Raw genomic sequence first — 23,515 nt, 5'->3', positions numbered from 1 at the left:
ACCGTCGAACATATTGTTCGTTTGGCAAAAGCAAAGGCTATTCAAAAATTGAATGTACATAGCCTTTAACATGCAATATTCCCATTAAAATTGAGGAACTATTTGAGATGATGCTTGCTGGTTTTTATCCATAAACTTCTACTGACATACCAAATTTTTCTGTACTAAACTACTTGCCATTAATGGATTACCTTGTGGCCCTACCAAAATGTAAGGGATATAAAGGTCGTATTTGAATTCTACCTGATACGTTTCTCCTTTTTCTAATGGCTGGGCTACGGCTAAAGCTCCTCTGTCGAGGATAAAGAGCCATTCTTTGTCCAGTTCGGGGAGTTGCTCATAGGTATATTCGTTGCCGTTTACCTTGATGTTCAATTGGCTTTTGTCGATTTCTTGCCCGTTTATTTTTAGGCTAAAATCCATACAAGAAAGAGGCAAGGCTCTATACCAATGCGACTGAAATTTGAGCTGAAAGCCATTTTCGGTGGCTTCTAAGGCATCTTCTCTTAAAATATATTTGTCTAAAGGACCCATAATAATTTGCTTTAAGCAATAAGCTGTATGCGATAGGCTTCGTTAATTTAGCTTATAGCCTAATGCTTACAGCTTAAAGCATTAGTTATAAATTTCACTTAGTTGATTATCAATATAATACCTCGATAGTGCCATCGAAGCCAGCAAGTCGGGTGTGCCGTCGGTTTCGACAGTTACCCAACCTTTGAATTGATGCTTTTTGAGTAATTGATACAAACCTTTGAAATCGAGTACACCTTCGCCAGGTTCCCAAAACCAACGTGTGCCATCGTCCACAATTTCGATGTCTCGACTGTAGCGTATGTCATCGGGTAAAGCGGGCGTAGCGGTATCTTTCAAGTGGAACGTACAGATACGGTCGTGGTAGGTATCATAAAATTCCAGTATATCTTCGCCCAGTAAAGCTACTTGTGCCGTGTCGAGGCAATAATGCACATAGCGTGGGTCGGTGAGTTCGAGGTATTCACGGTGGTTGTCTTTGTTGATTGCCAAGAAAAACTCGTTATGAATCCCAATTTGTACGCCCTTGTCAGTGGCGTATTTGCCCACTTCTGTGATGATTTCGGCCGATGCTTTGATTTGGTCACGACTCAAAGGCCCTACCCCATAATAATTGTTTATTGGGGCAGAATTTAGCTGAGTACCACCAAATTCAACCAACAAATCCACGGCTTTTTTACTTTCTTCAAGCGTTTGTTTATGGTGCGTTCGGTCGTAGGGTTTGTCAATCAAATGAAACATTCCACTTACTTCAACGCCACGCTCGGCTGCAAAATCTTTGAAGGCTTGGGGAGAACCAAAAAGAGGTAACATTTCTGGAAAATCCCACGGAGCAAGCTCTATTCCATTGAATCCCAAGGATTTTTGGTAACGAAGGATTCTGTCCCAGTCGGTATAATAGGCCGAATTGGTTTTGTCTTCGTAATAAAACTCACGGAAATTGTCAATCCTTTGGTAAGGAATGTTTTTCCAGTGGTTCATGTGAGAATATTTGATATTTGGGATTTCGGATTTCGCTGGGGTCGCACTCGACTTTTGGATTTGTTCCATATTTTTCTTTTTTATCATTAATAAAATTTTTCTTTTATGTTTTATTCCGAAATCTCAATGTCGAAGGCGACCCCCGCCAAATCCGAAATCGTTTTTCTGCTTCTCAGCAAAGCACGCATGGGTTCACGGGTTTGGCGATTACTCACGATTGCCCAGCCATCATAATTGATTTCTTTGAGCGTTTGACAGAATCCGCTCAAATCAACCTTTCCTAAACCTATATCTTTAAAAACCTGCGTAGCACGGTGTTGTGGATATTCGGGCAAAGGTGTTTTCCAGGTTTCATTATCATCCATAAATGCTGTGTCGGTTAGATAAATTGAACCAATTTTACTGGCATTATTTTTCAATAATTCAGTTGAATTTTGACCTGCAATACTCAAATTTGCCGAATCAATATTAAAATGAATTGAATCATCTAATTGCGACAGAAACGTTTGGTAATCTTGGCTACGAAGCACACTCCAATACTCATTTCTAAGCGAAATTTTGATGCCTTTCTCTTGAGCAACTTTAGCAAAACCATTGATTAACTGAATGGTACGGTTCATAAAATCGCCTTCCCAAGTTGGGTTTTTGCCATGATAATGCTGTACCAAACCATAAGGCGGCGTGGGAGTAATGGCTATGTAGTCGCAACCCAATTCGGCGGCATAACGGATGGCTTCCCCTCCGAAGTAGCCAGAAGCCCCAAAGTAAAAATCAAGGTTTTCGTTACGCATAAAAATGGTAGGATTGAAATGAATCCCAGCCACTTTTTCGATGCCGTTTGCTTGTAAATGAGCCACAAATTTGGCAACTGTTTCAAATTTTACTTCGATACAATACTTGGTAAAAGGCACACCCGAGCCACCTCTGAAAATCCAGAAGGGGTCAAACGGAATCTCAACAGCCCTAAAACCTGCTGTGGCTATCATGGGGTATAGCTCATCCCAATAATACTTGCTTTCGTAGCGATTACGGTTGGGTTCTTGGTGATGCACATTCACCATATCGAGGCTTATTCCTATTTTCATTTTCTTTATGTATAAAGGATTTGAGAAGCTGAAGTGATGAAATTCAAATTTTCAAATCATCGCATCAAAAATTTACTTTCTTCTCGAAAACTCTGATACTCGGAAAAGGCATATAGCCAATTCGGAGGTTGATTTTTAGTCCAATGGTGTGTTCACCTGCGGACAAATCACCTGCTTTAGCCACCGAAAGGGTCGCTACTTCGCCCATTTCCCAGCGGTCATCCGTTTCATTTTCTCGTTGCTCAAGGTTATAGGTATTGCCATGAACCGTGATAGCTACATCGCTTTGGGGCAAAGTTTCGCCATCTAAAGAAACTTCTATTTCTTCGACCATCGAAAGCGAAACGCCTCTGTAATAAGGCAATCTTGCTCCTATTTCAAAGCCTTTTTCGGTCTTTTTTGCCCTTTCTGGCACAATCATATATTTTTCGTACATAATTCTATTTTGGATTTATGATTTGGGATTGGGGATTTTACGTTATCCACACCGAAATCTTGTAAATACTATTTTTATTTTCACATTGGCTCAAATCCGAAATCCGAAATCCCACATCCCAAATGCTTCAACATTTCTTGGTGTCTGCGTACTTGTTCTACGCTATCGACCTCATAAATATCTTGGATATGGCGATTGCCTTCGTATTCGGTAGCGATGTAGCCATTGTAGCCATGTTTTTGTAATACGGCAACTACTTCATTGTAGGGAATACTGTACTCTGTGTAATCTTCCAACATCTCTAAACATTTGCCATGAATATGTATAATTCTGTCGATATGCGGCACTAAACTGAGCGGATTGACAAAAGGTGTATGGCGTGAAAGCTCTGCTACGGCCATATCTATACGTCTATTACTCATCTTAGATACTTCATAAACCGTATATTCTGCCATTACGCCTTTTTCGTGTTGTTCGCAAACGTATTTGGCTATTTCGGGGTCGGCTCCGTTGCGAATCATTCGCTCTACTTGCACACGAGGCAGGCGTTGGGTAAAACCACCCATATCAGGAATAAAGCCAAAGTGTTTTGTACCTGTGCGTTCCATCACTTCCCAGTGGCGTAACATCCATGCACTATTGATATTCCAAGGTGCGTGTACCTCGATGCCCAATTTGATGTCGTGGTCTTCGGCAAAAGGTAATACTTTTTCAATAATCTGCGGCGTAGTATTCACAATCACACGAATGATTTTGAACCCCAAAGCTTTGGCAAAAAGTATGTCTTTTTTGAAAGAGGCTACCGCTTCTTCGTCCGACCAGTAATGACCTTTTTTCTTGTTATAATCTAAAAACATATCGTGGGCAACAGGCGTAACCTTGTACTTATCCATCCACCCAAACCATTGCTCAATGAATGCTTCTGATGGAATTTTCGGACAACCTGGCACACTTTGTTCGCCTACAATTTCAATTCCTGTTGCACCCGTAGCCGCAGCCGCAGCGATGCAATCTTCAAGGCTCATTTTTTTTAGGAAATATTCTTCCTGGTAGCTGTAGAGGCTTACAGCACGTTTGATTTGATTCGTCATCTAAACTATTTTTATAAAAGTATCCTTGTACAACTAAGTGAATGAGTGGTAAAATATTCTTCATTTTCAAACACCTACAGCATTCACAATACTACATTTATGCTTGTTCTTCTTTCATCATAAAATTGAAGACAACCATCACAAGACAAATAATACCGAAAAGCAAAAAGGCATTCAAAATTCCACCAAAGAGGTTGCTAACCATGCCAACAATAAAAGGCGACAGCGACAAGCCCAAGAAAAAACCACTTCCCCAAATGCCCATGCCACGCCCTCTGAATGGCAAAGGAATAGACCTTAATCCAAAAGCAATCAGTACAGGAATCGACATCCCACAACCGATTTGTTGTACTACAGCACTCGCCATAATGAAGGGAAGCGTTCTGAAAATACCTACCCCAATCAAGCCCAAGCCAATTAAAGTAAACATCATTCCAAATTGTATTTTGCTATTTTTCTTTCCAAAAATTTTGAAAAGTACCGCCCCTATCGGAAGCATCAAACTGGCAACCGCTGTGATTTTTCCTACTTCTTGCGGGTCGGTCAAACCGATTTTATCTAATGCCAACGAAAAATGTAAGGTATAAACATAATACAAAACCGAGGCGATGAATGTGGTAACGAATACCTTGATAATCAAGGGTCTTGATAGTATATCAGGCGTTTTCTGCAATTTGTCCACAGCCGAAGCAGCTTTTTGCGTAGGCTCAAAAATGAAAAAGTATGAACCTATCGGAATCAGCAAGGTAATAGCATACAGCAAGAAAGGATATTGCCAGCCGATTGTTGCCAAATAGCCACTACCCGTAATGACAAAAAAACCAAAGACTGGGCCAATAATACTTTGTATCATCAGCCATGTATTTCTTTTGCTTTCTTCAAAATAATCCCCTAATAAAATATTAGCAACCGTAAGAATAAATGCTTCTCCTATACCCAAAATCAAGCGACCAATAATCAGGAGTGTAAAACTTTCTACAAAAAAAGGGATTACACCTCCGATGCCGTACAAAAACGAAAAAATAAGTAAAAGTTTGCGTCTGCCCAACTTGTCAGCTAAATAGCCCGCATAAGGTGCAAATAAAGCCACACACAAGCCTGGTGCCGAAATCACAAAAGGGGCAAGTATGTCTATGTGTGGAATATCCTTGAAATTATTCCTTAATGTTGGTACTACGGGCATTAGTGTGATAACTGCCATCATGGGCAAAATACTAATGAGCGTAATAATTATTCCTTGCGGAATTCCAGCGATGCGGGTTTGCGAGTTTGGCATAATGGTAAGTTAAATTAAAGCTTAGTAAACATTGGAGGAGAGGCGTTCTCTCCTCCAATGCAGTTTATAAATGGAGGTTCAACTGAGCCCCAATTAATCTTGGCGAACCAAAAATCCAGTTGTAAGTGTTGATGTTACCCCCATTAAAACCTGAAAATGTTATGATTCTATTATCCTCGATATTTTGGGCAAATACGCCTATATCAAACTTTCCTCCTTGGGTTGTGTAAGTCAAGTTGATGTCTGTTTTTGTATAAGCCTTTTGCTTATCCATAGCATAGTTGAAGGCAGTGGTATAATAATCCGACTTAAACAAAGTTTGAATACCTGCGTTTAAAATGCCTTTTCCTATTTTGAAATCGTGGTTATAGCCTGCCGTGAGGGTCCATTTAGGTGCCATAGGCGCTACATTTCCCGCAAGATTTCTTTCAATTACTGCTGCTCCCACTCTATTAGCTACAGTTTTTAGGTCATCGTATTTCGCATCCAAAAAGTTTACAGAAAATCTAAATCTATCGGCTCTCGTTGCCACATATTCTCCATCTATTTCTAAACCTTTTACGGTACTAACACCCGCATTTTGGATAGCGCCACCGATGGCAGTCGAAATAAAAATGGTCACTTGTTGGTCTTTGTAATCATAATAAAAAGCCGAGGCATTCAAACGTAATTTGTTATTCGCAAACTTATTTTTAGACCCAATTTCGTATGCCGTCAAACTTTCTGGATTATACTGACCCAAGTTATCGAAACCTCCTGCTTTATAGCCTGTACTTACTTTTGCAAACAACAGCTTATTGGCATCCACTTTGTACTCTAGTCCAGCCAACCAAGTAGTTCTGTTCCAACTGCCTTCGGTCGGGATTCCCTCAAACGGTTTCATACCTGCTTGAGTAGCAGAAGTAGGCACATTTGGGTAGAAAAATCGAATAATAGAAGGTGGACCAAAAGGGGCTGATGCCAAGTTTCCCCCGCCTAAAACCTTTTTGTCAGAAGTATTTCTGATACCAAACGTTAAGCCCAATTTCTCATTGACATTGTAAGTGGCTTGCCCAAAAATGGCCGATGTTTTTGAATTTACATCTCTGATGAAGAAGTTTAGAAAAGGAACTTGTCCACCAAATGCCCCTGCTGCCGAAACCAATAATAGCCCACGAGCGGTATTTTGGTCTTCATCACCATAAAAACCTCCCACCTGCCAGCTCAATTTAGCTGTTTCGCCATTTAATCTTAGTTCATGGCTTTGCGTTGATGATGCAATATCGTTATGAAAACTATTGGTTTCTGGTACATAGCCATTAAGAGGCTGATAGCCAGTCATAGCTACTTTACGATAACCTGCGGTATAGCTTAAAATTGCTTTGCCAAAATCGTAGGCGATTTTTCCTCTGATAGCCGACTGGTCTATTTTCATAAATCCTGCTGTTGCAACGGGGTAATCATTTGGTAGGGTGGTAGTCCAAGAAATGGGTTCTTTATCTTTTAATTCGGTAAGATTCCCCATCGGAACACCATACTGAGACGGTGCTTGTTGGTCAACTTTGCTAAGTTCCCCAGCTACATAAATTGACAATGCTTTTATTGGATTTACGCTTAAGCCCAAACGAGCTGCCCACATATTGCCATTATCAATTCTGCCATTAAATGCCCCTGTACCGCTACTTTCACGGTAGCCATCGTGCTTGTTTAAAATACCCGCCGCACGTACTGCTGCAATTTTTCCTAAAGGGAGATTCACCATTCCATTCAGTTTCAAAGAATTGTAGTTTCCATAACTTAGCCCCAAATCAGCTTCGCGAGTTTGGGTAGGTTTTTTAGCAATGATATTTACTGCTCCAGCGGTAGCGTTTCGTCCATAGAGCGTACCTTGTGGTCCTTTCAAAACCTCAACACGGTCGAGGTCAAACAAGGCCGCATTTAGGGCTACGGGTCTGTTGATATATTCACCATCAATTCCGACTGTAACGGCTTGGTCAGAAAGTTCGGCAGCGCCTTGATTACTTCCCACACCACGCACGTTGATTTGATTGAAAATGGTATTAGTTATAATATTTAAACTAGGAGCAATTGCCTGCAATTGAACTAAGTCTGTAACACCTTGTTTTTGGATGGTCTTACCCGTGACCAAATCCAATGTAATTGGAACTTTTTGAGCCGAAACCGAACGATTTTCTGCCGTTACGACTACTTCTTCGAGGCTTTCGGTTGCTTCTTTTAAGGTAATATCTAATTGCTTTTTATCGCCAACAGCTACTTCTTGTAATTCGTAGCCTACAAAAGAGAAAATAAGCGTTTGGTTTTTGCGTGCTTCAATCACATATTTTCCGTCTTTATCGGTTGTTGTTCCTTTGGTTGTGCCTTTGATTACAACAGTAACACCTAAAAGTTTGATTCCTTGATCAGATTTAACCGTTCCACTAATTGTTTGAGCCCAAATCAATGAATTTGTTAACAAAATCGTACTAATAGTTAGTACCAATTTCTTCAGGAATTCACTAAAAATAGAATTTTTCTTCATACATTTGATTGTTTTTAAAATTTAGTAAATTTAAAAATCGCTTCAAGCCAATTCTATTCGCAGTAGAGTTGGCTTTTTTTATTGAACAATTGCAATAATTTGTTAAACAAAATTAATATAGGAAGGGTACAATTTTTTATCAAAATGATTCAATTAACTGGCAAAATCAATCCATTGTCATTTTATAATCAATAAAATATAGTTAAAAAATCATATTGGAAGCCTTATTTGTAATCAACCATATTGAAAAGATTGATTATTCCACATTTTATGATTTAGGAAAAAATGAAGGAGATGCTCAAAAGATTCTTCTCTTATATCAAGTTTCATTACTTCTGAGCATAGGTATCTTTACGTAGTTCGAAAGGATATCTTATTTAATAACTCTTTTGAGTATACGTAAAAATGATTGAATAATAATTGTGCGAATTAGGCAATAAGCAAAGAGTTTTAAAATGGTTTTTTAGTAACTACAGATATGTTTTTGCCGAATACCTATAGCTTAAAGCAAACAAATTAAATTTAATAATTAAGTCTGGAGGCTTTTGGTGGTGGGTCTTGGACAAAAGCATGTTAAAACTTTTCAAAACTCTTTGTGAATTACCTGTTGCCTCAAGAATTTACTTAATACTTACGTCTAAAAATCTATCTTTTTTAAATCAATCAATTGATAATGCGTGCTTCGTCCGCCTGCGTCTTCTCTTACCAATACCTGTTGAATTTCTAGATTTTGAATATCTCTCAAAGCCGTATCATTCGAAACTTTGGTCATTTTAGCCCATTTTGAAGTATTTAGTTTTCCCTCAAAACTATCCATCAATTTATTTAGCATAAAATGCTGACGCTCGTTGAGTATTTTGGTAGAAAAATAGCTCCAGTAGCGGGCTTTTTTTAATACAGAATCTAAAGTTTGCTCGGCTTCGATAAGGGCTCTTTCTAAACAAGACAAAAACCAAAATAGCCAATCTGTAATATCTAAATCGCCCTTTTGAGTTCTTTCGAGCATGGTATAATACGTCTTTCGCTCTTTTTGAATTTGAGCTGACATACTATAAAAACGCTGTGAACTTGCGTCGGAGCGAGCTAATAATAAATCTGTCAAGGCACGAGCGATTCGGCCGTTGCCATCATCAAAAGGGTGAATCGTTACAAACCACAAATGGGCTATTCCCGCCTTTAAGATTAAATCATAAGATTGATTTTCATTGAACCATGCCAAAAATACCTTCATTTCGTCTGGCACTTTTTCGGCGATGGGTGCTTCAAAATGTACGATTTCTCTTCCCATAGCGCCTGACACTACCTGCATAGGACCTTCTTGAGCAGTACGCCAATCGCCCACAGTGATTTTGAACATACCACTTCTACCTGTTGGGAATAAAGCAGCATGCCAGCCAAATAATCGTTCATCACTTAGGGATTGTGAAAAATGTTTAGTCGCATCCAAGAGCATTTCGACTACTCCATCCACATGGCGGTCGGAAGGCAAAGAACTCCCAATATCCAAGCCTAATTTACGTGCAACCGAAGAGCGAACTTGTTCTGGATTCAAAAACTCCCCTTCTATTTCACTGGTTTTGAGTACGTCTTCGGTAAGCGTTTTGAGCTCGGCTTCTTCTTGTAAAGAAAAACCTAAGCCCATCATTCTACCTGTTAGTTTCCCCTGTTTGTAGCGCACTGATGCCAATAAAGGAGTGATTACCTCAGTATCCCAAGTAAAATTAGGCCATTTTAAGAGTTGATAGATATACATATTCACCGCATTTTATACTGTGAATATATTCATTATTTATCGCAACTGCAATTTTCACCGCAATTATTACAGTGAATATACTCATTATTTACCGCAAAACACCTAAAAAGAGCAATGGATAGACATTTCAAGGTGAAAAATTTTTAAGACAAAAATTCCTATTCTATATTTGCAACAATATTGCAAATACGAAATTTTGCTTTTGAGTAAAACTTTCCATTTTCTCAACTTAAACTTTATACTTTTTTCCATGTACTCTAAAAAAATACTCTCAGTGGCAGTTGCATTGCTATTGAGCCTGACTGCTTTTGCCCAAAATTCAATAAAAGGAAAAGTAATCGACGAAAATCAACAAGCTATTCCACATGCGAGCATAAAGCTCAAATCTGCTAAACAAACTAAATCTACTATTACCAACAATGATGGCACTTTTACAATCGAACAATTAGATTTTAGCACAGCACAAATCAGTATTAGCTCTATCGGCTACAAAACGTTAAGCCAAAAAGTTGAGCTGAATACAGCCTCAACAACAATCCTATTTGTATTGCACAATGACAATACCGAGCTTCAAGCAGTAGAAGTATTGGGTCGAACCCAAAAAGACTATAATAGTGAATATAGTTTTTCGGCGACAAAAATTGCAATTAAGAATAAAGAATTACCTCAGGCGATGAGTACCGTAACCAAAGAGCTCATGGCCGACCGTCAGGCATTTCAATTAGCAGATGCCGTTAAGATTGCCAGTGGCGTGATTCCTTCGAGTTTTTATAATCAGTATAACATTCGTGGTATTAGTCAAAATGAAGAAGGGCAAATCATCAATGGGATGCGCACACGACAGTATTATTTTTTGCAACCTCTTACCACCAACATCGAGCGTGTAGAAGTACTGAAAGGACCTGCTTCGGTTACCTTTTCGAGTGTTGACCCAGGTGGAAGTATCAATATGGTGACTAAAAAACCCTTGGCACAAGAACGCCATGAGGTGAGTTTGAGTGCAGGAAGCTTTAGTACGGTTCGTGGAACTTTTGATTTTACAGGCCCACTCAATGAGTCAAAAACGCTTCTGTATCGACTAAATGGCGCTTATCAAGATGCCAAGTCTTATCGTGATTTGGTCAATAATAAGGCTGTTTTGATTTCTCCTTCTTTTACGTATTTGCCAAATGACAAAACTGCTATTAATGCCGAATTGATTTACAGCAACCTCAATGGAACGCTCGACCGAGGCCAACCGATTTTTGGAGCAGTAGCAGGCGTAACCAATTTGAACAGTACTCCTATTAGTACAAGTTTGAGTGCTTCGGGTGATTTCTTTTCATCAAAAGACCTGATTTTGATGGGAAATCTTTCGCATAAATTCACGAAGAATTTGATTTTCAATGCGTCCTATATGAAGCAAAACTGGTTGGAAGATTTGCAAGAACACCGCACCACCAATGCCTTTGCGACAGATATTACTGGTGCACAAGTGAGTAGCTTAGTAGGAATGCAGTTTATCCAACGTAAACAATCATGGAGTACCGATAATATCAACTTGTATTTGAACGCCAATTTTGATGTAGGTAAAACCAGTCATAAACTGTTGGTGGGCTACGATGGGCAGTTTTGGCACAAAATTAAAGGTGGCGGACAAAATGCGGCAAGAGGATTTTTATTGAAAGATGGCAGTGTTGCAAGTAGTTTTTCAGTAGCTAATGCAGCTAATTATCAAACGATTACCTACAATGGTAAAACGTTGCCACGTCCAAATGTAAGTTATTTTGACCTCAACAACCCAAGCTATACCGTCAGAAATCTTAATGACTACACCCTCAATGTGCGCACGGCCATTCCTTCGGCGATGACAACAACAGAGGCGATTTATATTCAGGAACAAATCAAATTGGGAAAATGGTCAGCTTTGTTGAGTTTAAGAAATGAATGGTTTGAAGATATTACCAATTACAAAGCGCCAAACGAAGCTTCTTTCAAAAACACAGCACTTATTCCTCGTATTGGCTTGACTTACGAAGTAAACAAGGCTATTAATATTTACGGAACTTATTTGAAAGGATACCAGCCACAATCCAATACCGTCACGTTGATGCCAAGTACAGGCAACTATTTTTGGACAGCCCAATCCGCGGCGATGTTTAAGCCATTGGAAAGTGATTTGAAAGAAATAGGAGCTAAAGCTACCATTTTAGGAGGAAGATTTACAGTAAATACAGCAATTTATGAAATCAATCAGAAAAATATTTTGATGAATGCCAACGACCCAAACAATCCAGATTTGTTGGTACAACGTGGTGCCGACCGAAGTAGAGGTTTTGAAATGGATATCGCAGGGTTCATTTTACCCAATTGGCAGGTAAATGCTTCCTACAGTTACATCGACGCAGTCATCGTTATGGATAGAGACGCTAATTTGATTGGACAGCGCAAGGAAAATACGCCGAAAAATAGTGCAAACCTGTGGACTCGCTACAATTTTGATGCCCAATCGAGTCTAACTGATTTAGGAATTGGCTTTGGTGTACAGTATCAAGGAAGCAAAATTCCTTGGTTTACTCGTGGCTTTGAAGTGCCAGCATTTACCACTTTTGATGCAGCTTTTTACTACACGCCAAGCAAAAGTAATGTTCAGATTGCTCTCAATGTCAATAATCTTTTTGATACTACTTATTGGTTGGGCGCTCAAAACTACACACGTTTGTTTCCGGGAGCTCCTCGCAATTTGATGCTAACGATGACGTACAAATTCTAATTTTCTCAGAGACGTTGCTAGCAACGTCTCTGTTTTTCTATAAACGATATGATGATATGAGATTTTGGATTCTAAAAATACTAGCAAAACAGGTCTGGCAAGACACCATCAAGTCTCGCAGTACAATAGTGTTGATAGTGTTATTTAATACTTTGCTCCTATTTTCGGTTTTTACGGGATATTTTACCATGGAAAACCACCACGAAAACACAGAGCATTACCACACTAAAGTTCGTGAGGGTTGGGAAAAAAGCCCTGACAAACACCCACACCGAATGGCTCATTATGGCTATGTAGCTTTTCGGGAAAATTATCCTTTAAGTTTTTTTGACTTTGGGATGGACAGCTATTTGGGAAATGCTGTATTTCTGGAAGCACACCGACAAAATACGGTAAATTTTTCAGAAGCCAGTTTTACAAGTGGCTTATTACGTTTTGGAGAACTTTCCTGTGCCTTGATTCTCCAACTTTTAATTCCTCTCCTACTCATTTTCTGGGGATTTGATTTGATTGCCAAAGAGCGAGAAAACGGAACTTTGAAGATTCTTTTGACGCAAGCTATCAGTTGGCAAGAACTTATTTGGGGCAAAACCTTGGGATTGTTTATCTTATCTCTGACGGTTTTACTTCCTATATTAGTAGTTAGCTCAACACTATTGGTCATGAGTCTGGATAAGCACATAGGCTTTGAACCAATAGTAAGATGGGCTTTACTGGTATTCAGTTATCTGATTTTTATCGGAATCGTGTGCCTATTAACCATTTTTATTTCAGCAAAAAGTCAATCATCCAAAGCTGCTTTAACACAATTGATTGGTTTCTGGTTGGTTTTTACTTTGGTTTTACCCAAAATATCACAGGTAGTTGGACAAAACATATATCATTCTCCCTCAAAAATAGAATTTGATACCGCCATCGAAGCCGAATTAATCAAGCTTGGTGATAGTCATAATCCCAACGACCCCCACTTTTCGGCTCTGAAGGACTCCTTGCTCAAAGCTTATGGTGTGGATTCTACCCACAAGTTACCCTTTAATTATGGAGGCGTGGTTATGCAGGAAGGTGAACGCTTGAGTGCTGAAGTATTCAATCGCCATCAAAAGCAACTGGTTCAGTCCTACGAACAACAACAAGATATTGTTAGAAAAACGGCGATTATCAATCCTTTCATGGCTATCAAAAACATATCAATGGGTCTTTCAGGTACAGATTATGCCAATTATCAAGATTTTCAGAAGCAAACAGAAGCCTACCGCTACCAGCTTGCGCAACACATGAATCAGCTTCAAATCAAGCTAATCAGTAATCAAAAGCGCAAACCAACCGAAAAAAATTATAGCATCAGTCAAAAATACTGGGCTTCTTTTCCAGATTTTGAATACCGTTTTTTAAGTCTGGAAACAGTCTTGAAAAGCGAAGTTTATTCATTTCTGGCTATGGCAATATGGCTTTTTGGACTGTTTTTTTTGATAAAAAATCAAGAAAGAAAATTTAAAGCCTAAAAGCACCACAAAAACTACAAGCAACTTATGAAAACTCTATTATTCAAGAACTTTGTGCGTTCGAAAGGCTTAATGTTGGGGCTTTTACTATTATTTATTTCAGGGCTAATAAGTCTTAATATCGGCAAACAATTTTTAGAAAAAAACGCCCAAATAATAGAAAAAACAGCGGATTATCAACAAGAAAATATTGATAGATATGTACAAAATGTCAATAAAGAAATGGGATTGCTATTGTACTATCTCCGTTTTGGCTTAGTCAATCACACGCCTAATTTGGCTGGACTATCTATTGGTCAAAGAGATATAAATCCCTCAATTATCAGCGTTACGATTCGAAATCTAGAGGAGCAAAAATACACAACCGACCTCATGAACCCCATGTATCAGTTGTTGGGGAACTTGGATTTTAGCTTTGTATTACTCTATTTTTTTCCCCTGATAATTATCGCTTTTTGTTTCAATATTATCTCAGAGGAAAAAGAAGAAGGCACTTGGAGTTTGCTTTTAACACAAGCCCAAAAACCTAAAAATGTATTACTCTGGAAACTTGTTATTCGCTATTTCAGTATTTTAACGGTACTTTTTTCCCTACTAATCATCGCCAAATTTTATCTTTCCATTGCTTTTGACCTCCCTTTCATAGCCTTTTGTTTGGTGGCTATTCTATATATAACTTTTTGGTTTAGCATAACTTGGTTAGTAGTTTCTTGGCAAAAGGGTTCAAGTCAAAATGCGCTCATTTTACTAATCACTTGGGTAATGTTGACCATTATTATCCCTGCTAGTGTCAATGCTACCGTAACGGCTATTTATCCCGTACCCGAAGCATTCAAAACCACCTTAGATAGTCGAGAGGCCTATCACTCTAAATGGGATAAAGCCAAAGAACCAACGATTGAAAAATTTTACCAGCATTATCCGCAGTTTAGAAAATACAAACATCCACAAGGATATGACTACAGTTGGCTGTGGTATTATGCAGCCCAGCAAATGGCAGATGACGAATCCCTGGTATCTTCCCAGCAACTCAAAGAAAAACTTCAGCAGAGAGAACGTCTTGTTGAAATGATTGGGTGGGTAGTTCCAAGCATCAATACTCAACTGTCTTTCAATCAATTAAGTCAAACAGGCATGCAGAATCACTTGAACTTTTGGAAAGCTTTAGAGGATTTCCATGAGCAAAAGCGGTTGTATTTTTATCCAAAAATATTTGCAGAAATACCTGTCAATCAAGAAAACTGGCAACAATTCAAACTTATATCATTTGAGGATACAGCCCTTATTGAGTGGTTTACAGCCATTTTTCCGATGCTATTGATTTCATCGCTTTGTTTCTGGAAAGCCATGAAAAATCTGATTTTCTAACATTCAATCCTTTTGATTATGCTTACTGCTCATAACTTAACGAAACAATACGGTGATTACACCGCTCTCAATAAACTCAATTTAACCATTCAAGCAGGAGAAATTTTTGCCTTGTTGGGACAAAATGGCGCTGGAAAAACCACAACAATCAATTGTTTTCTAGGATTTATCAAACCCAGTGCAGGCGCTGCTGTCATTGATGGTATTGTGGTCGCACAAAATCCTACAGAAACTAAAAAGCATCTTGCTTATATTCCCGAAACGGTGATGCTCTATCCTAACCTTTCGGGTGTCGAAAACCTTGCCTTTTTCTCCTCACTAGCAGGATTTAACTATTCAGAAAAAGAATTAGAAAATTTGTTAGAAAAAGCTGGTTTACAAGCCATTGCACATCATAATCGTGTAGGAGGATATTCAAAAGGAATGCGACAAAAAGTGGGCATAGCTATTGCCATTGCAAAAAAAGCTAAAGTACTTTTGCTCGACGAACCCACCAGCGGACTTGACCCAAAGGCGTCCAATGAATTTTCGGAAATACTCAAAGAACTCTCAAAAAACGGTACCGCTATCTTAATGGCAACACACGATATTTTTAGAGCGAAAGAAGTGGCACACCGCATTGGTATTATGAAAGAAGGGAACTTGGTGTCTGTGATAGAAGCCTCTTCTATTTCTGCCAACGAATTGGAACAATTGTATCTGCAAACGGTATAAATTTTAATAAAAGGTCAGGATGAACATATTTATCTTGACCTACTTTTACGTACAATTTTCATGAAAAAAATCATTAACATAATCATTTACAGTAGCTTATACCTTAACATCGTCAATTCTACCCATGCCCAGAGTACCAACAAACTTCTCATAATCAAAACTAAAGAAGCTTACCTAAAAACAGTACAAGAAGATGGAGATAAGGCTTTGGTATTGTTAAAAAAATATGTTCCAAGTATCAAACTGGACATCAAATATGCTACTTTACAAAATATTTTTTACAAAAAACTCTATCCTGAAGCTAGCGCCTACGTTCGACTGCCAGTAGCCAAAGCGCTAGCAAAAGTTCAGGAAGAACTAAAATCGAAAGGCTTATCCCTCAAAATTTACGATGCCTATCGACCCTACTCTGTTACCGTTCAGATGTTTGAAATGCTCCCTGATACCTTATATATGGGTTTGCCTTGGACGGGTAGTAAACACAATAAAGGCATTGCCCTAGATTTGACTTTAGTGAATCTCAAAACAGGAAAAGAGCTCAAAATGCCCACCCCGTTCGACGCTTTAGTATATGCTTCACATCCTGAATTCCCCTTGGTTTCGGACGAAGCAAAGCAAAATAGAGAGCTATTAAAAGATGTAATGAAAAGGCATGGATTTGTAGTTGACCCTATGGAATGGTGGCATTTTAATTATAAAAGTAGTACAAATTTCGAAATCTTGGATTTGCCCTTCAAAACCTTCGAATAATAACATTTGGCCTGATTTTAGTAGGAAGAGTATTTAATACTCTTCCTTTTTTATTACAAAATGTATTAGGCAATGATTAAACTCAAGTATCATTTATTTATCATACCCTTTCAGGTTGTTCATCGGGTATTTTAGCACAATAGTCAACAATATTGACCTTTTTATCGAAAACGATTTTAAAATCGGAACGAAACAAACTTGGTCGACGTTGTTCAAATACGTTGTACCTCAGCAATACAAATAATCAATTACTAAAACTTAAATTCATGAGTACTAGGCTTCACAAAGGAAAAATGTGGCCGACGCTGTTTCTTACAGCACTGAGTTTACTCGGTTGGTCAGGCAAAACATTTTCCCAAACCACGCAGAACACCACTGCTATTCAGGGTACTAGTGCAGAGAATCTTGCGGCAGAAACTCCAACTTTGGACAACGCCACACTCGATAATGTGATTCAATATGCACTAAAACATCAACCCTTAATCCAACAATCGGTTATAGACCAGCGAGTTGTTGAAAATACCATCAAGAGTAAACTCGCAGATTGGTATCCTCAGATTAATTTTAACTACAATTTACAACACAACTTTATTGTTCAAACAAATATTATTGGGGGAAATCCTGTAAAACTAGGCGTAGATAATACCTCGGCAGCCCAGTTTAGTTTGACACAAAGTATTTTTAATCGTGATTTATTATTGGCAAATCGTTCTCAAAACGATGTTCGTCAACAAGCTTCACAAAGTGTTACCAACAATAAAATTACTGTTGCAGCCAATGTAGCAAAAGCATTTTACGCAGTTCTTTCGACCAAACAACAAATTAGTGTTGCAGAAGGCGACATTATTCGTTTGAAAAAGAGCTTGAAAGATGCCAAAAGTAACTACGACGCAGGTACAGCCGACAAAATCGACTACAAACGTGTTACCATTACCTTGAATAACACCATGGCAACGAAGGCAAGTAACGAAGAATTGTTGAAAGCAAGATTACAAGCACTTAAATCTTTGATGGGTTACCCAGTCGATAAGCCTTTGGAAATTGCCTACGAACCCACTCAGATGGAGAATGAAATTGCCCTAGATACTGCGCAAAAGGTAGAGGTACAAAATAGAATTGAGTATCAGCAATTACAAACCCTGAAACGCTTGAGAGAAGCAGATTTGAATTATAGCAAATGGGCATATCTCCCAAGTGTATCTTTGAATGGCGCCTATAATCTCAACTTTTTAAACAACAATTTAGGAGATTTATATAATAGAAATTATCCCAACTCCTTCGCTAACTTGACTTTAGCTTTGCCTATTTTTCAAGGTGGAAAACGTAAGATTAATACCAATACTGCTGAGTGGCAAATCAAGCGTTTGAATTTGGATATCGTAAATCTGAAGAATACAGTCAACAACGAATACCAACAGGCTTTGGCCACCTATAAAAGCAACTTGGGCGTTTTTCTTTCTCAAAAAGAAAATATGGAGCTAGCCAAAGAGGTGTATGATTTGGTGCAAATGCAGTACCGTTCGGGTATCAAAACGTATTTGGAGGTAATTACTGCTGAAACAGATTTACGCTCAGCACGAATCAATTACTACAATACTTTGTATTTGGTTCTTTCGAGCAAAATAGATGTGCAAAAAGCACTCGGTCAACTAAATTACTAGTATTAAAAATATTCGCATCGGACTTGTCCGATTATCTAATAAACATTGAATCCTATGTTAATGCATAAAACAAACACTTTTGCCGCGATGATGGGTATTATTTTACTCAGTGCTTGTGGCGGAAAAAAAACTGATTCAGCTGCACTAACTCCCCCACCAGTTTCGGTGAGCATCGAGCCAGTTGAAACGACTGACGCAGCGTTTTTTGATGAATATCCTGCCACAGTAAATGCGCTGGATATGGTAGAACTTCGACCTCAAGTAAGTGGCTATGTTTCTGGAGTTCATTTTGCTGATGGTGCTCGTGTTAGAAAAGGCCAATTGTTGTATACTATTGATACTCAATTGTATGAAGCAAACTACGACCAAGCAGTTGCCAATCTGAAAGTACAGGAAGCTAATTTAGGAAAAGCTCAAAAAGACGCTAATCGTTATCATGAGTTAGCCAAAAACGATGCCGTAGCCAAACAACTAGTCGACAATGCTGATGCCGCTTTGGAAGCAGCACAAAGACAAGTAGACGCATCGAAAGCAAATATTCGTAGTGTTCAAACGAATGTGAGATATACCAAAATTTTTGCACCATTCGATGGAACTATTGGTATTTCTTTGGTAAAAAAAGGTACAGCAGTAACAGCAGGTCAGACGATTATGAATACCGTTTCGACAGACCGCCAGTTGGCAGTTGATTTTAATGTAGACCAAAAAGAGATTTTTAAATTCTCAAAAATGCTTCAACAAAAAACTTCTGCTTCTGACTCAACTTTTACTTTAGCATTTAATGGCGAAAAATACCCATACAATGGTAAAATCGCGCTTTTAGACCGTGCAGTTGATGCTCAAACTGGAACGATTAAAACTCGTTTGATTTTTCCAAATCCTCAAAATATCCTTCGTGCGGGCATGACAGGAACCGTGCGAGTTTTGACCAAAAGTAATGCTGCAGTTGTGATTCCTTCCAAAGCTATCTCTGAGCAACTAGGCGAATTCTTTGTTTATGTTCCTGGTGATAGCAGTAAAGCAACACAACGCCGTGTAGAGCTTGGAACAACAATTGGCAAAAAAGTTATTGTGAAAAAAGGTTTGAATTCTGGCGAAAAAATTATCGTGGAAGGTATTCAAAACCTCAGAGAAGGTTCTGTATTCACTACAGAAGCACCTGCTCCTGCCGCTCCTGCTAAAAAATAATTTTTGAGCAGAATCTGAATCGATGAGATTGATATTACATCACTCATCCCAAATTATTTATAGATATTTTTTAAGTATCTCTGCTATTGGTGTTTTTGAATAAAAATATTTTGTACTGGTAATAAAATTAAGCCATCCATTACCCGCACAATAGCCTTTTTATTTATCTAAGTAATCGTGCAAAATTTAGCTGAAGAAATTAATAAGATAAAGCATTAGTAATCAAAAAATTACACTCATAATTCAGCACTCACAATTCAGCACTCCTACTTAAAATCACCCATAGCTATTCAACAAATCTGTTACTTATGATAGCTGATGTTTTTATAAAACGCCCCATAACTGCCATCGTTACATCCATTGTGATTGTAATTGTGGGAGCTATTGCTATGGCGACACTGCCTGTTTCCCAATATCCTGATATTACCCCTCCTACCGTTACTGTATCGGGTATATTCACGGGGGCAGATGCTCAAACGGTAGAACAAACCACCACTACTCCTATCGAAACCCAAATTAACGGTACGCCTGGCATGAGTTATATGTCATCCAATAGTACCAGTAGCGGTCAGAGTAGTATCAACGTAACTTTCGATATTGGTACCGACGTTAACATTGCTGCGCTAGATGTACAAAACCGTGTATCAGTAGCACAACCAACACTTCCAGATGCAGTAAAACGTTTGGGCTTGACGGTTCGTAAACGTAACCCAAGTATCATGATGGCCTTGGCATTGTATTCGCCAAATGGTACACACGATGCAAAATTTATTGGTAACTATGCCAATATCTATTTGAAAGATGCCTTACAACGTGTTAAAGGTGTAGGTGATATTGTTTCTCGTGCCGATGACTTTGGTATGCGTATCTGGTTGGATCCTGAAAAATTGGCGGCTCTACGCATGACACCATCGGATGTTTCGGCAGCTTTGGCAGAACAAAACTTACAAGTGGCAGCTGGGGTAATTGGTGGTAACCCACAACCACAGAATCAAGCATTTGAATATAGTGTATTGACAAACAGCCGTTTGAATACCAAAGAGCAATTTGAAGATATTGTTGTAAGAAGCTCTCCAACTATTGGAAGTATCGTATATCTCAAAGATGTTGCTCGTGTAGAATTAGGTCGTTTTGACTACGGTGTAAATGCCTTTGTAGGAAAACGTCCAGCGGCCTTTGTGATTATTTATTTGGCACCAGGCGGAAATACATTGGAAACGTATGAAGGCGTAACGAAAGCTTTGGCAGAAATGAAAAAGACTTTCCCGAAAGACCTTGATTATGTAGTGCCATTAGAATCTGCTTCAGTCGTAAAAGTATCTATCGAAGAGGTAGTTCATACCTTGGTGGAAGCCTTGATTTTGGTAATTATCGTAGTATTCTTGTTCTTACAAAGTTGGAGAGCTACTTTGATTCCTATTTTGGCGATTCCTGTATCCTTAATTGGGACATTTATCTTGTTCATTCCATTTGGATTTACCATCAATACCTTGACCTTGTTTGCTTTCGTATTAGCGATCGGTATCGTTGTGGATGACGCTATTGTAGTAGTAGAAGCCGTTCAGCATAATATGGATGAACATGGTTTAACGCCAAAAGAAGCAACGCAAAAAGCCATGAAAGAAATTTCTGGTCCTGTAATCGCTATTGCTTTGATTTTGGCGGCGGTATTCGTTCCAGTAAGTTTTGTACCGGGTATTGTAGGTCGTTTGTATCAGCAATTTGCCATTACTATTGCAGTGTCTGTAATTCTTTCTGCATTTGTGGCCTTGTCTTTGACGCCAGCGTTGTGTACGATTATGCTCAAACCAACTCCTAGCGATAGCGAGCGAACAGGCTTGTTAGACAGATTTTTCAAATGGTTTAACAATCGTTTTGAAAAACTCTCTTTTGCTTACACTCGTGGCGTTGCCAAATGGATTAAAGCGACTCCATTGGTATTAGTTATGATGGCTTGTTTGTTTGTAGGTCTTTTCTTCTTATTCAAAAATAAACCAACAGGCTTTATTCCAACAGAAGATGAGGGTCGTATGTATGTAACTTACGAAATGCCTGAAGCAACTTCAACGGCTCGTAACGTAGAAATGTTCCAAAATATCATGAGTCGTTTGGAGCGTATTCCTGAAGTTCGTGTGGTGGGTGGTATTGCTGGTTTGAACATTGTAAGTTTCTCAAACAAATCAAACGTTGGTACTTTTTTCGTAAACCTAAAGCCTTGGTCAGACCGTAAAGGAAAAGAACATCATGTGCAAAGTGTGATTGATAATATCAAAAAAATCACTTCTGATATCAAAGAAGCTCGTATTTTACCAATTGCCCCTCCTGCTATTCCGGGTTTGGGTCAAACGGCTGGTTTTACTTTTGAACTACAACAAACGACAAGCCCTGACAATATTCAGCAGTTTGAAAAAGTAGCTCGTACGTTCTTAGCAGAAGTAAATAAACGCCCAGAAATTGGTATGGCATACACTTTCTTTAGTGCTAGAACTCCTGGTTATCAGATAGATGTAAACCGTGACCAAGCCAAAAAGCAAGGGGTCAATATTAATGATATATTCAGTACGCTTTCTACGCTATTGGGTAGTTCGTATGTAAACGATTTTACCTTATATGGTCGTAACTTCCGTGTAATGGTACAAGCAGATAGTAGTTTCCGTTCTTCTTTGGACAAAATCCAACAGTATTATGTACGGAACTCTGCGGGCAACATGGTTCCTTTGAAGACTTTGGTAAACGCTAAAGTTATCGAAAATGCTGCCTTGATATCTCACTACAACGTGTATCGTGCTATCGAAATCAACGGAACACCAAAACCTGGTTTTAGTAGTGGGCAAGCCATTAAAGCTTTGGAAGAAGTTGCAGCCAGAACATTACCAGTGGGTTATTCGTATGAATTCTCTGGTATGAGCCGTGAAGAAATTAAAGCGGGAGATAGCACAGTACTCATCTTTGCTATTTCGATTGTCTTTGTGTTCTTATTTTTGGCAGCCCTGTATGAAAGTTGGTCGATTCCATTCTCGGTACTTTTTGCTGTACCAGTTGGTGCATTTGGTTCAATTTTGACATTGACCCTTTTACCAAACCTTTCAAACAATATCTACGCACAAATTGGTTTGATTACCTTGATTGGTCTTGCGGCCAAAAACGCCATTTTGATTGTAGAATTTGCTAAAGAACGTGTAGACCATGGCATGGAGCTTGTTTCTGCCACGCTAGAAGCTGTTCAACTACGTTTGCGTCCAATTATTATGACATCGCTAGCCTTTATCCTAGGGGTATTACCATTGGCATTTGCAAGTGGTGCCGCAGCAGAATCTCGTAAAACCATTGGTTGGACCGTATTTGGAGGTATGTTATCAGCTACTTCATTAGCAATCTTCATTGTGCCTGTTTTATTCGTAGTTATCGAGAAAATCGCTAACCGTAAAAAACACACAAAAGCGTAGTTTTTAAATTTGAAGATTTGGTAATTTGAAGATTTGAAAATGCACAAGCTTCCTATGCTTTAGTTCATAAACATGAGTCATCCACCATTTAATGATTGAATGAATAATGGTGTTAAAATTTTTATTTTAGCACTTGATACGCAATGATTGCGTATCAAGCCATGTAAAATCTAGCATTATAACATCAAAAAGCGGTCGAAAAGTTATTTTTGACCGCTTTTTTGTTAAAAACTTAGAGCATTATCCCAATCTTAAAATTATATGATTTTGGGGATTTGAAAATTAGGCAATTTGAAGATTTGAAAATGCACAATATCCTGATTTTGTATTAGCCTAATTATCAATAATTTATTGTAAGCTACATTTTTTAACTAACTTGCTATTTATCTATTTTTAAAAATCTTCAAATCTTCAAATCTTCAAATCTTCAAATCTTCAAATCTTCAAATCTTCAAATCTT

16 protein-coding genes are annotated in these 23,515 nt (G+C 38.5%); 8 read left to right on the top strand and 8 right to left on the bottom strand.

Going from position 1 to position 23,515, the window contains the following annotated elements; genetic code table 11:
• Positions 1 to 138: 138 nt before the first annotated feature.
• The 8 genes from ACOVQ4_RS02275 to ACOVQ4_RS02240 all read right to left on the bottom strand — a co-directional run bounded on the left by ACOVQ4_RS02275 (position 139) and on the right by ACOVQ4_RS02240 (position 9,674).
• Positions 139 to 534, bottom strand: coding sequence for a C-glycoside deglycosidase beta subunit domain-containing protein (locus ACOVQ4_RS02275; RefSeq protein WP_421819043.1), 396 nt, complete (start codon positions 532 to 534; stop codon positions 139 to 141).
• Positions 535 to 615: 81 nt separating this feature from the next.
• Positions 616 to 1,584: a sugar phosphate isomerase/epimerase family protein gene (locus ACOVQ4_RS02270; protein ID WP_421819042.1), complete on the bottom strand. Its 969-nt coding sequence runs from the start codon at positions 1,582 to 1,584 to the stop codon at positions 616 to 618.
• Positions 1,585 to 1,625: 41 nt separating this feature from the next.
• Entirely contained in the window at positions 1,626 to 2,600 is a 975-nt protein-coding gene (locus ACOVQ4_RS02265; protein ID WP_421819041.1) for a sugar phosphate isomerase/epimerase family protein, read from the bottom strand.
• Positions 2,601 to 2,664: 64 nt separating this feature from the next.
• Positions 2,665 to 3,036 carry a C-glycoside deglycosidase beta subunit domain-containing protein gene (locus ACOVQ4_RS02260; RefSeq protein WP_122930799.1) on the bottom strand — a complete coding sequence of 124 codons (372 nt, stop codon included), beginning with the start codon at positions 3,034 to 3,036 and terminating at the stop codon, positions 2,665 to 2,667.
• Positions 3,037 to 3,116: 80 nt separating this feature from the next.
• The gene (locus tag ACOVQ4_RS02255; protein WP_421819040.1) at positions 3,117 to 4,127 is read right to left on the bottom strand and encodes a sugar phosphate isomerase/epimerase family protein; all 1,011 of its coding nucleotides are present in this window, start codon (positions 4,125 to 4,127) and stop codon (positions 3,117 to 3,119) included.
• 97 nt (positions 4,128 to 4,224) lie between these two features.
• The gene (locus ACOVQ4_RS02250) at positions 4,225 to 5,403 is read right to left on the bottom strand and encodes an MFS transporter (protein WP_421819039.1); all 1,179 of its coding nucleotides are present in this window, start codon (positions 5,401 to 5,403) and stop codon (positions 4,225 to 4,227) included.
• Positions 5,404 to 5,467: 64 nt separating this feature from the next.
• On the bottom strand, positions 5,468 to 7,921 hold the full coding sequence (locus ACOVQ4_RS02245) for a TonB-dependent receptor (RefSeq protein WP_421819038.1): 2,454 nt from the start codon (positions 7,919 to 7,921) through the stop codon (positions 5,468 to 5,470).
• A gap of 637 nt (positions 7,922 to 8,558) precedes the next feature.
• Positions 8,559 to 9,674 carry a Fic family protein gene (locus tag ACOVQ4_RS02240; protein WP_421819037.1) on the bottom strand — a complete coding sequence of 372 codons (1,116 nt, stop codon included), beginning with the start codon at positions 9,672 to 9,674 and terminating at the stop codon, positions 8,559 to 8,561.
• Between the two features lie 250 nt (positions 9,675 to 9,924).
• Here ACOVQ4_RS02240 and ACOVQ4_RS02235 point away from each other — a divergent pair, with 250 nt between their 5' ends.
• From ACOVQ4_RS02235 to ACOVQ4_RS02200, 8 genes are all read left to right on the top strand, one after another.
• Positions 9,925 to 12,426: a TonB-dependent siderophore receptor gene (locus ACOVQ4_RS02235; protein WP_421819036.1), complete on the top strand. Its 2,502-nt coding sequence runs from the start codon at positions 9,925 to 9,927 to the stop codon at positions 12,424 to 12,426.
• 56 nt (positions 12,427 to 12,482) lie between these two features.
• The gene (locus ACOVQ4_RS02230) at positions 12,483 to 13,928 is read left to right on the top strand and encodes an ABC transporter permease (protein WP_421819035.1); all 1,446 of its coding nucleotides are present in this window, start codon (positions 12,483 to 12,485) and stop codon (positions 13,926 to 13,928) included.
• 27 nt (positions 13,929 to 13,955) lie between these two features.
• Positions 13,956 to 15,296, top strand: a complete 1,341-nt coding sequence (locus ACOVQ4_RS02225; protein WP_421819034.1) for a DUF3526 domain-containing protein — start codon at positions 13,956 to 13,958, stop codon at positions 15,294 to 15,296.
• A gap of 18 nt (positions 15,297 to 15,314) precedes the next feature.
• The gene (locus ACOVQ4_RS02220) at positions 15,315 to 16,010 is read left to right on the top strand and encodes an ABC transporter ATP-binding protein (protein WP_421819033.1); all 696 of its coding nucleotides are present in this window, start codon (positions 15,315 to 15,317) and stop codon (positions 16,008 to 16,010) included.
• 60 nt (positions 16,011 to 16,070) lie between these two features.
• Positions 16,071 to 16,760, top strand: coding sequence for a M15 family metallopeptidase (locus ACOVQ4_RS02215; protein ID WP_421819032.1), 690 nt, complete (start codon positions 16,071 to 16,073; stop codon positions 16,758 to 16,760).
• A gap of 266 nt (positions 16,761 to 17,026) precedes the next feature.
• Complete coding sequence (locus tag ACOVQ4_RS02210; RefSeq protein ID WP_421819031.1) at positions 17,027 to 18,421, top strand: TolC family protein; 1,395 nt, start codon at positions 17,027 to 17,029, stop codon at positions 18,419 to 18,421.
• Positions 18,422 to 18,475: 54 nt separating this feature from the next.
• A complete protein-coding gene (locus ACOVQ4_RS02205; protein WP_421819030.1) occupies positions 18,476 to 19,609 on the top strand; it encodes an efflux RND transporter periplasmic adaptor subunit in 1,134 nt (377 codons plus the stop codon).
• 308 nt (positions 19,610 to 19,917) lie between these two features.
• Positions 19,918 to 23,055: an efflux RND transporter permease subunit gene (locus ACOVQ4_RS02200; protein WP_421819029.1), complete on the top strand. Its 3,138-nt coding sequence runs from the start codon at positions 19,918 to 19,920 to the stop codon at positions 23,053 to 23,055.
• Positions 23,056 to 23,515: the final 460 nt, after the last annotated feature.

This window comes from Flectobacillus sp., from assembly GCF_049240685.1.
Classification (GTDB): Bacteria; Bacteroidota; Bacteroidia; order Cytophagales; family Spirosomataceae; genus Flectobacillus.
This window is presented reverse-complemented; position numbering and strand designations above follow the sequence as displayed.